At 41.3% G+C, this 9,550-nt stretch carries 9 protein-coding genes; 2 read left to right on the forward strand and 7 right to left on the reverse strand.

All coding sequences use genetic code 11. The annotated features are described in order from the left end of the window. The 7 genes from B4K11_RS18505 to B4K11_RS18535 form a co-directional block, all read right to left on the reverse strand. A partial coding sequence (locus B4K11_RS18505; RefSeq protein ID WP_292959501.1) for a hypothetical protein occupies positions 1–251 on the reverse strand: 251 nt, incomplete at its 3' end. Continuing rightward, positions 248–1,780 (reverse strand): nucleotidyltransferase, encoded by a 1,533-nt coding sequence (locus tag B4K11_RS18510; protein WP_272977169.1) that lies wholly within the window; start codon positions 1,778–1,780, stop codon positions 248–250. The genes B4K11_RS18510 and B4K11_RS18505, both read right to left, overlap by 4 nt. Beyond that, a complete protein-coding gene (locus B4K11_RS18515) occupies positions 1,777–2,715 on the reverse strand; it encodes a CBASS cGAMP-activated phospholipase (protein WP_272977170.1) in 939 nt (312 codons plus the stop codon). The genes B4K11_RS18510 and B4K11_RS18515 overlap by 4 nt, the downstream gene beginning before the upstream one ends. An 8-nt stretch (positions 2,716–2,723) precedes the next feature. Further along, positions 2,724–2,957, reverse strand: coding sequence for a DUF2188 domain-containing protein (locus B4K11_RS18520; protein ID WP_272977171.1), 234 nt, complete (start codon positions 2,955–2,957; stop codon positions 2,724–2,726). Further along, positions 2,957–4,249 carry a restriction endonuclease subunit S gene (locus B4K11_RS18525; protein WP_272977172.1) on the reverse strand — a complete coding sequence of 431 codons (1,293 nt, stop codon included), beginning with the start codon at positions 4,247–4,249 and terminating at the stop codon, positions 2,957–2,959. Before B4K11_RS18525 ends, B4K11_RS18520 begins: the two co-directional genes overlap by 1 nt. After that, positions 4,239–5,789 (reverse strand): type I restriction-modification system subunit M, encoded by a 1,551-nt coding sequence (locus B4K11_RS18530; RefSeq protein ID WP_272977173.1) that lies wholly within the window; start codon positions 5,787–5,789, stop codon positions 4,239–4,241. Before B4K11_RS18530 ends, B4K11_RS18525 begins: the two co-directional genes overlap by 11 nt. An 8-nt stretch (positions 5,790–5,797) precedes the next feature. Then, complete coding sequence (locus B4K11_RS18535; protein WP_272977174.1) at positions 5,798–6,406, reverse strand: restriction endonuclease subunit S; 609 nt, start codon at positions 6,404–6,406, stop codon at positions 5,798–5,800. Positions 6,407–6,618: 212 nt separating this feature from the next. Between B4K11_RS18535 and B4K11_RS18540 the strand changes: the two genes are divergently transcribed. Beyond that, positions 6,619–8,013 carry a tyrosine-type recombinase/integrase gene (locus B4K11_RS18540; protein WP_272977176.1) on the forward strand — a complete coding sequence of 465 codons (1,395 nt, stop codon included), beginning with the start codon at positions 6,619–6,621 and terminating at the stop codon, positions 8,011–8,013. Between the two features lie 55 nt (positions 8,014–8,068). Then, on the forward strand, positions 8,069–9,550 hold a 1,482-nt coding region (locus B4K11_RS18545; protein WP_272977175.1), incomplete at its 3' end, for a hypothetical protein.

Below are 9,550 nucleotides of genomic sequence, written 5' to 3' on the forward strand. Positions count from 1 at the left end.
ATTACTTTGTCAATGGCATCTTCAGATAACAGGTGTGATTTACTGGCAAAAGAAAAATGCTGCCTGGCAAGAAAGCTTCTCATCACAGATTGCAAAATGACTTGCGATGAACTTTTTCCCGACTTTGATAGCTGATTACCGCGCAACAGCTCGCATTCAGCTGGGGGTATAAAGTCGTACCCAAGGTTACTAAGCAGCGTTAATGCAGGGATTTTTGAACTGAATTCTTCTTGGAAGTTTACGTTATTCATGCAGCGAACCTATCTCTGACGCGTACAACAAATTCACCAGTTTTAGCAACGCATACACCATCTTTGATGACGAATCCCTCAACCCAATGATCTCCTGTGTAGGACGTGGATTCTGTTCTATAGATTTCGTCTGAGGCCGTATTGGATTGAGGAGATATTTCACCTCTAAGTTGTCCTACATTCGCAGCCTCTTGTCCTGTATTTACCACTTGCCAGTAAATGTCAAATGGTGCAGGAACATTAGTCTTAAGTTTGAACTTTAACTCCTTTCCTTTGAGTAAAGGCTGTCCAGACTGAAACTCTTTCCAAGATATGTTGGTTTTATAACTTGCTTTTATATCCGCAGAATATATGTTTGCAACGATGGGGTATCGAAGTTGTTCCTTGTGGGGCACATTAAAAGTGAGTGCAGGTAAATTTGTTGGCTTATATACATCAACAAGTGCTTTGGTAAACTTATCTTCCTCGATAAAGTTTTCGATATTGATGAAGTCGTCTCTGAGCCAACCTACCCATTGAAAAAAGGCATTTGCCCTTGCGTTATTGTCCTCGTGCCATCGGTCAGCAAAATTTTCACCCGGATTAGTTGGGTTGGGGATAAACCACTTCCCATCAGAAGTGCGCGTTATTAGGGTGTAAGTATTTCTCGCGTAGTAATCGTTGAAAACAAAGTTATTGCTAATCTGATGAGAATGCTGGTTTAAAGTTGATATCAGATTTCTCAACGTTTCATAGATTGTTGCTTCGTTGTTATAAGTTTTGGCAGCTAATACAGTAATAATCATTGAGATTGGTTTGAAAGCCTCTATATCGGATTGTGAAAACCTTACATCACGATGCCTCTTTAATAGCTGAATTGCCCTTTGCAACGGCGTTTTAACGTGGATATTTGGAACATCGTCAATCGAATTATACAACTGTCTTTGATTGTTGAAGATGCGTTGCTTTTGAGTCAATTTTGCTTGTTCAAATGCAGTGCCATTTCTTTCGTAAAACCATTCAGCAAATCCTTTCGGATTGCTCGTTGTCCAAGAGTAGTTGTTTTCTTGATCTTTATTTGTAGCTGCGATTGATTGAGGTCTCGCCAATAGACTATTTTCTGCAACCGAAGGGAGTATATCCATATGGAAGCCCACACCATCATCTTCAGCATAGTTAAGAGTCCAGCAGCGCTTTCCTTCCTCATCTAATAATCTGGAATACGTACCATTCTCGATAATCCGTTGTCCAACCTGATTTTTTACAGTGGAGGCGAGTACTTCCTGTTTTAGATGAGCCAAGTTGCAGACCAAATCAATGTCATAATCTGCATCTTTACTATTTTTGAATGGGCGGATTTCTGTTCCAAGTTTAAAAGATCCTTGAAGGTATACGTCTGGAGCACGATATGTTCCGGGATAGTTTCCTTGCTCTAGATGTGTTTTCATTGAATTAAAGCGATCGATTGCTTGTTTATATTTAGTCGGAGAGATGTCCAACTTTTTCGCCGCAGTTAACAGGGCCTCTTCCCTAGAAACTATTTGAGTCACAATACATTCCCTCCCAAGATAAAGTTGCTAATCTCTTTACTTCCATATGTAAAATTCTTGTCGGCTAAACTGATCAAATTATCGATTTCAGAAACGTCATCGAGTGGCAGATCGGTATCGGACTCAAAATCAATTCTTAATATTTGCTCAGGTTTCAAATGAAGCTTTAGATAATTCAACGCGCTTTGGCTTTGAAGCGATAACATGAAATTTATGAACTCTTTATGCTTCCAGCCCGTCGCAAAACCCCAGCCACCTTTATGCTTTAACCCATAGGCGACCTTGGAATAACCAGTGCCGACAGATACCACTTGTATATCATCGTAATTTATACCCAGTCGTTTTTGAGCATCGATAACGGCTACTAATGCTGGGTTGTTTGCCCATAGGCCACCATCAGATAACAAATACTCATCAACTTTATGAGGGTCAAAAAATGTTGGGGCTGAGCAAGAGGCAAGAACAGCATCTCTGACGTTTACCGACCTATCACGAATAAACGTTGGGTCATAAGCCGATTTAAATACATGAACTCCACCGTTACCTACATCTGTTGCTGGCAGAATCAGAGGCTTGGCTACTTGCCCAAGCGTAATATCGTTAAAAACACCTTTCAGAACATCCGATAAACTGCTGCTTTCATATACGCTTTCCAGCATAAGCTGTGTAGCTGTACTCTGTTTTTTAAAGGGAATTCTTGACTTTTTCTTTTTGAAAATATCCGCGCCATGTTCCTTGTACATGTTAACCATTTCGGCTGCACGGATGTCACAGGCAACACCAGCCGCTATTATGGAACCCGTACTAGTGCCAGCTATCATGTCGAATGACTCTAAGAGATTGATTCCGAGTTTTTCTTCGAAACATTTAAGTATGTGCGCAGGGTAAACACCGCGTATTCCCCCGCCATCGATGCTCAATATCTTAAAAGTCATATGTATCCTTACTTCTTGTCTTTCGGCGGATGTGGGTCATTGCCGTAGCTATTGCCAGCACGTATTTTTCCGTCACGGCCATGTACTTTGGTGTCAGACTGCTGGTTTCTAGCAATCTGCTCAGCGACATCAATCGCTTCCTGTTGAGTGCGGGTAACTCTAGTGGCTTTTGAATTACCCGCGCCTTTTACCGCCCAGCCATCAGGGTGCTTCACCACATGTTGATTTTTACCTTTTGACATTATGCGACCTCCTTTTCGTCAACTTTTACTCTGCGCTTGCCTGTTAACAACTGTTGCATCAGTGCTTTTTTCTCTTGTTTTAAATCATCAAGCTGCTGTTGTAGTAACTCTATTTCTTTGTCAGCGTTGGTAAGTACCGCAGCTATTTTTTGCTGCTCATCTAGTGGTGGCAGTGTGAAATGAGCTTTATTAATTCCTCCAACCGACAACCCAAATCGCGTTGCTCCTGTTGCAAGCGTAAAAAAGTAATAACGTGTTTTTGGCATTGAGAACAAATAATTTAGATAGGCTCCTGCTACCATTCGGGCCTTTGGACGGATTATTGCTAAATGGTAACCACAGACAACACCACCTAAGTCTTCGTCAACTAACGCAGGGACAGCAATATCCCCCGGAGTCTCAGAATCTTTGGTAATGATGACATCGTTAACTTGAAGGGTATATTTGTCTATCTCAGATTGCTTTGCAGTAGCTTTCATGAAATCTAAGGACTTAGAAATTCTGGTGTTGTAATAAACATCCGTGTAATTACACAGCGTTACGGGAATTTCACCTTCAACGGCCTTTTTATCAACTGGACTAACAATTATTTTCGCAACATCATGCAGATATAGAGCTTCCCATTTTCCATCAAACGGGTTATCTGAATCATCAAGCAGGCGTTTTTTGCCAGTGAGCAATTGTTGCATCAGGGCTTTTTTCTGCTGCTTGCTGTTGTCGATTAGGCGCTCGATGGTGCTAATCGCTTTATCCCAAGTGAGTAGTATTCTGGCTATTTTGCATTGCTCGTTAATAGGAGGTAGAACAACCTTTAATTTTTTCAGATCTTTCAGTGATAAAAACGGTTGTGCCCCACCAGTTTTTGCAGTGTGGGTAATCCTTTCTTGTCGTGACCTATAGTAGTAATAAAAATATAAACTGTTTAAGGTATCCTTTTTAGGCTTGAGTAAAGCAATGTTTTTCATGCTGAATTCAAAATCTACCGTAACGTAAGCACAATCACCTATATTCCCAGCCCCTATATTTACAACAAGTAGATCACCTTTTTCTGGGTTGCAGCGTCGAAAAATAGTTTCGTGATCAGCCTCACTAACAAATAGGCAATTATCAAAGTCAACCTCCCCATTTTTAATGTGAACTGATTTTATGTAAGGTTGACCATCTGGTACTGCCTTTGGTGTATCGTGAGTACCATCTGTAATTTTTGAACATGCTTCAATTGCATCGACAACCATCCAACTTGAAGGAATACATCCAAAATGCGGGTGATAAACTGATGCTTCAGTCTGCATAGCCTAACTCCTTCAAGTAGCCATCCATTTCTGCTTCAAGGGCTTGCAGTTCGCTTTTCAGTTGAACACGTTCGTTACGCACGGCGACCAAATCTATTTCGGCCTCTTCTTCGAAGGTATCCACGTAGCGAGGGATATTGAGGTTGAAGTCGTTCTCTTTAATTTCATCGAAACTGGCCAGGAAGGCATACTTATCGACGTTTTCACGCGCTTTGTAGGTGTCGATGATCTTCTGGATATTGTCTGGTGTTAACTGGTTTTGGTTTTTGCCAGATTTGAATTCACGGCTGGCATCAATAAACAGTACGTTGTTATCGGTTTTGTGCTTCTTGAAAATCAGGATGGCAGCAGGAATACCTGTGCCGAAAAACAGCTTTTCTGGCAGACCTATAACCGTATCTAGCAGGTTTTCTTCAATCAGTTGCTGACGAATTTTTCCTTCAGATGATGCTCGGAAAAGTACGCCATGAGGAACCACAACGCCCATGCGACCCGTATCAGGCTTTAGGGTTTCGATCATATGGCTGATAAAGGCATAGTCACCTTTGCTCTTGGGTGGAATACCTCTTCTAAAGCGACCATAAGGATCATTGCCGGCGTCTTCGAAGCCCCATTTCTCTAAGCTAAAGGGAGGGTTGGCCGTCACTACATCAAAATGCAGTAAGCCTAAACCGTCTTTATCCTTCAACAGTGGATTACGGATAGTGTCTCCCCACTCAATGCGGTGGTTATCTTCTCCATGAAGGAACATATTCATTTTGGCTAGGGCCCAGGTCGAACCGATGGCTTCTTGTCCGAATAGGGCGTATTTCTTAGACCCTGAATTCTTGCGCACGATTGCGCCACACTTCATTAGCAAAGAACCTGAGCCGCAAGCCGGGTCACATATTTGGTCGCCTTCTTGCGGGTCTAGCACTGCTGCCAGTAAGTCAGAAACTTCTGGTGGTGTATAGAATTCTCCTGCGGAGCGGCCACTGCCAGCAGCAAAGTGCTTAATCAGGTATTCATAAGCGTTACCAATTACGTCTAATCCGCCAATTCGGCTTGGTCGAAAATCTAACGTTGCTTTCGCAAAGTCTTCTAACAGATGACGTAGCAGTTCGTTCTTTTGTTTTTCAGGACCTAGCTTGTCTGTGTTGAACATGATGTCCTGAAACACATTCTTTAGTTTGCCACCGTTGGCTTCTTCAATCGCGTGAAGTGCTTGATCTATGCGTTGGCCATTGCCAGCCTGGTGACGTTGCTCATGTAAATCCCAAAAGCTAGTTCCAGTTGGCAACACAAAGCGCTGTTTACCCATCATTGCATTGATGAGGTCTGGGTTATCGCCATACTGCTCGGTTAGCCTGTTGTACTCATCGCGATATACGTCAGAGATGTATTTGAGAAACAACATGGTAAGCACGAAGTCTTTGTATGTATCGGCACTGATAACGCCTCTGAACGTGTCACAGGCGGCCCATACGGCTTTGTTTACTTCAGGTTGAACAATGGTGTCCTGTTCAATGATTTCATTTGAGTTGGTTACTGAATCTGTCATTTATTTTCCTAAACTCGGTCTGTGCCGCTGTACGGCTCTAATTCATTTTTCGCGATGGCATTGATTTGTTGTTGTCGATTCTCAATCAATCTTTGCAATGTCTTTTTTTCTTTCAATGCACATAGTTGCATTGAGATTAATTGGCGCTGCCTTTCTATACTGGGCAACACTAAGGGAGTATCTTCAAGAACCTGCTTTCGAATACTGACGTAAAGCGATCCCTCAGCACTATTAAAAAAATACCGTTGCGCTGGTATTTGGTTGAGCTGCCAGGCGATGAAAGCAGGTAAAGCAATGACATGTTTCTTAGGTTTTATCCGCACTAAAAAAAAGTGGGGTGAACACACCGATTGCCCGGGTAACACGCCATCGTCAACAATCGCTGCATAATGATTTGCGCCTTTTGCGACAAACAAAATATCACCTTTTTGTAACCAATCCGGCTTTTTACGCCCGGCTAGAAATGTTCTCACCAAGTTCGAACCATTCACTTCGCCTGAGTCATTGGTATCGCGTACTTGAACCACATGGACATCGCCATCCTCGTCGCCCTTTATTGAGCCTCTAAAAGGGTGGCCAAGGCGTATGTCGGCAATATCTTTGAGTTTGAAACCCATAAATTTACCTTTTTAATCAATAGGAAAGAAAAACCTAAGAGCGTGTCCGCTCGAAGATTTTTCCGACTTAATATACCACTTTTTATATTGTATGGCGTTTATCACTGAGTCAAGTAAAAGTGCAGTATTTAAATGCTGCATACACTATTGATGTTTAAGTTTTGGTTAGCTATATTTTTTGCAGTATTTGAATGGAGCGGTATGTTAGTGTGATGAAAAATTGTCTTTTAGTGCCAATGCCAAACGGAAAATCAAGACTGATTGATGTAAGAAAGCCATCGGATTCAATGCCCATAGATGTTTTTACACAATACCAGGACAAACTTTTTGAGAGATACCCATCACAACAAACTCGAGTAGCGTACAGAGGTCATGTCGCTCGCTTCATAGATTACTTGATTGAATGTGGAGTACTACTGTCTGACATTGTTCCAGAAGAAAATGTCTTGAACGAGGTCGTCCATGATTACCCGGAGCTTTTAGAGAAAGCAGAAAAAAGTAATAAGTTGTACTTAAAGCAAGTTGCCAAGTCGCTTGGTCGTAAGCCTCTTAAATCAACAAGTGAAGCGCTGGCAGCGATTAATTACTTTTTAGAATTTGTTGTTGATCTTGCTGAAAATACTAAGAGCTATGCCGCCGAAGTACTGGGTGAAAAGCTTGATGATAATGTCGAGCTTTTTGCAGCACTAAAGCACGAAAAGACGGTTTCTATGCATGAAATTAGGAGAATACAGCAGAATTCAATTCTCGGCGCAAATCTTAGAAAAATTAAAAAATTTCGAAGAGGTTCTCGTTTACAGCGAGTTGGCAAATCTCAAAACAAACGAAAAGGCTCTGCGAAAGATTTTCCAGTCGAGCACATCGAAGAATTGCTGTTACGTACCGACAACATTCGTGACAGAGCGTTTTGGGCGTCAATGGCAGGGGGAGGCCTCAGACAAAGCGAAGCACTCGTTTTGAAATGGGACTTAGTAGACTTCGAAAATAAACGCATCCGCATTGAAGATCCTAATAACTTAAGAGGATCGCATGATTATCATAGTTCGCATAGGTTACCCTGGAAAGGGCGAGAAACTGCGAATATATACCTGCTCCCGATTTTGAAAGATATCTTATTCGATGCGCTTCTACAGCTAAAATACCAACCACCATTTTCGTCCGATGGGTTAGTGTTCCTCAAAGAAACTGACGATGAATATGGGCAACCACTTTTTGAAGCGCAAAACAAAACGCTAAATGAAGCATTCAGAGCCGCTCAAAATCGAATTGGTTTAGCTCTAGAGCTTTCGCTTCACTCACTTCGCCATATGTACGGAGTATTTCTTAAAAATGACTTTCCCGACTACGAGCGAGGTCAAATAGGCCTATCAGATACCGAAATACAGCTAATGATGGGACACGCATCACCACTTTCAACTGCGATATATGCACGTCAAAGACAAGACAAGATTCTGATGAAAATGGAAATCTTGGACAGAGAGTTACGTGGAGAACAGCCAGAAAACTTAAATCAAATGGTCGCAAAATGGCATTTGGACAAAGCAATGCAACTGACTGAATCAGTTGAACTTACTTCCTGTTTGCCTACGCGCCACTTTGCAGTTTGAGTGAATAGAAAGCCTTTCGTGTTATTCCACCTAATTATATTTAAGGACTTTGCCAGTGATTAATACTGCTGATGAATTGATTGTTACCAATACTAATTTATTTCCTGATGATTTCTCTATTCGATTAAAGGAAATCCTATCAGCATTAGAAAGTGTTAGGGGCAAAGTGCCAGACAATTATACATCTCTTTCTAGGGCAGATGAGATCGGTCGCAACGCTTTTCAATTTTATGCTACGCAGATTCGCTTTAATGATGATATGTTGCGAGAGCTATATATCGCTTTGTATGTCGAGCCATTGGAAAAAGAAGGTCTTGAAAGAATTCTCGACGTTTCGTTTCCTACAGATCGGCACTTTAAAAGCTTTCGAGAAGGATGCGGGATCCTTTATTTATTTCTGTGGGGGCATAGTGATTTAGTTCTATCTTGGCGGTTCAATAAGAGCTTCTTGCGTTTAGTGAACTTTGACCATGCTGCTTTAATCCCAAAAAAACTTTGGTCGTTTATATGTTCTGATAAAAGATTTAACTTCGAAACGCAGAGGTTAATTCTAATGACAGACTGGAAGTCGATACAAGATATATCTCTGAGTGAGGTTTGGGATGTTGTTCGAACAGGATTTAAAGCTACACAAACTAAAACCAACTTTAGAGGTATACTCAAAGCTGTTTTACACCACGAAAAATGCCAGTTTTCAGAAAAAAATCTTAGGGCTTTCGAAGCGCTTTCCGCAGTCGTGAATTTAGATAAGAGTGGTTATATAGCAACCCTTGATATTGAGCAATTAACAGAATATCACTCTGAATTCAGTGTATATGGAAAAGACGGGAAGCGAAAACGCTACAACCAAGACTTTCGCAACCGTAACTTTATAACACTCACGCAATTGTCTACAAAAAATCAAATACTCGAGTACGTGAAGCTACTGCCGTATCATATAAGTCGTATCAGATATCGAAAAAATCACACTCAAAATTGGTGGGGTTATCTCCGGGAATCCGGTCTTTATCCAGGCCGTGAACATATAGGAATTCAGTCGTCATTTTCTGATTGGATTAGTGCCTTGGAGTATTATGATGCTTACCAGCTCAGTAAAGGAGGTTCTGCTACGACGCATAAGTCTCGTAGGGGCAATCTAAGAATATTAGTCGACTATATATTTCTTTATATCCCTTGGTATCAAGAAGTTAATAATCACCCAAATATACCTGTTCCATATAAAATATCAGATTTCAAAAGGTGGGCTTTTTGGTCAAATGAACCACTTAAGTCGGCCAAAGACAAACCTGAGCCCCCACTAACAGCGAAGGAGTTTTACAAACTAAGAAGGTCAGAAAAAACGTTATCATCATTTGTTAATGAATGTAGTGACTTTTTTGACTACGTAATTGCAGAGCATTCTGACTCAGAAAGTTTTAATGACTTTCTCGTAGGTGAATCATTTAATAATCCCATTAACAAGGATTATGACAAAGAAGGTTCCGGTAAACGAAGATCAACTGACAAAGTCGCTTTGCATATTCTGGCTGATCATGAA

Origin of the sequence: Neptuniibacter sp. UBA6509 (assembly GCA_002435145.1) — a bacterium.
GTDB lineage: Bacteria > Pseudomonadota > Gammaproteobacteria > Pseudomonadales > Balneatricaceae > Neptuniibacter.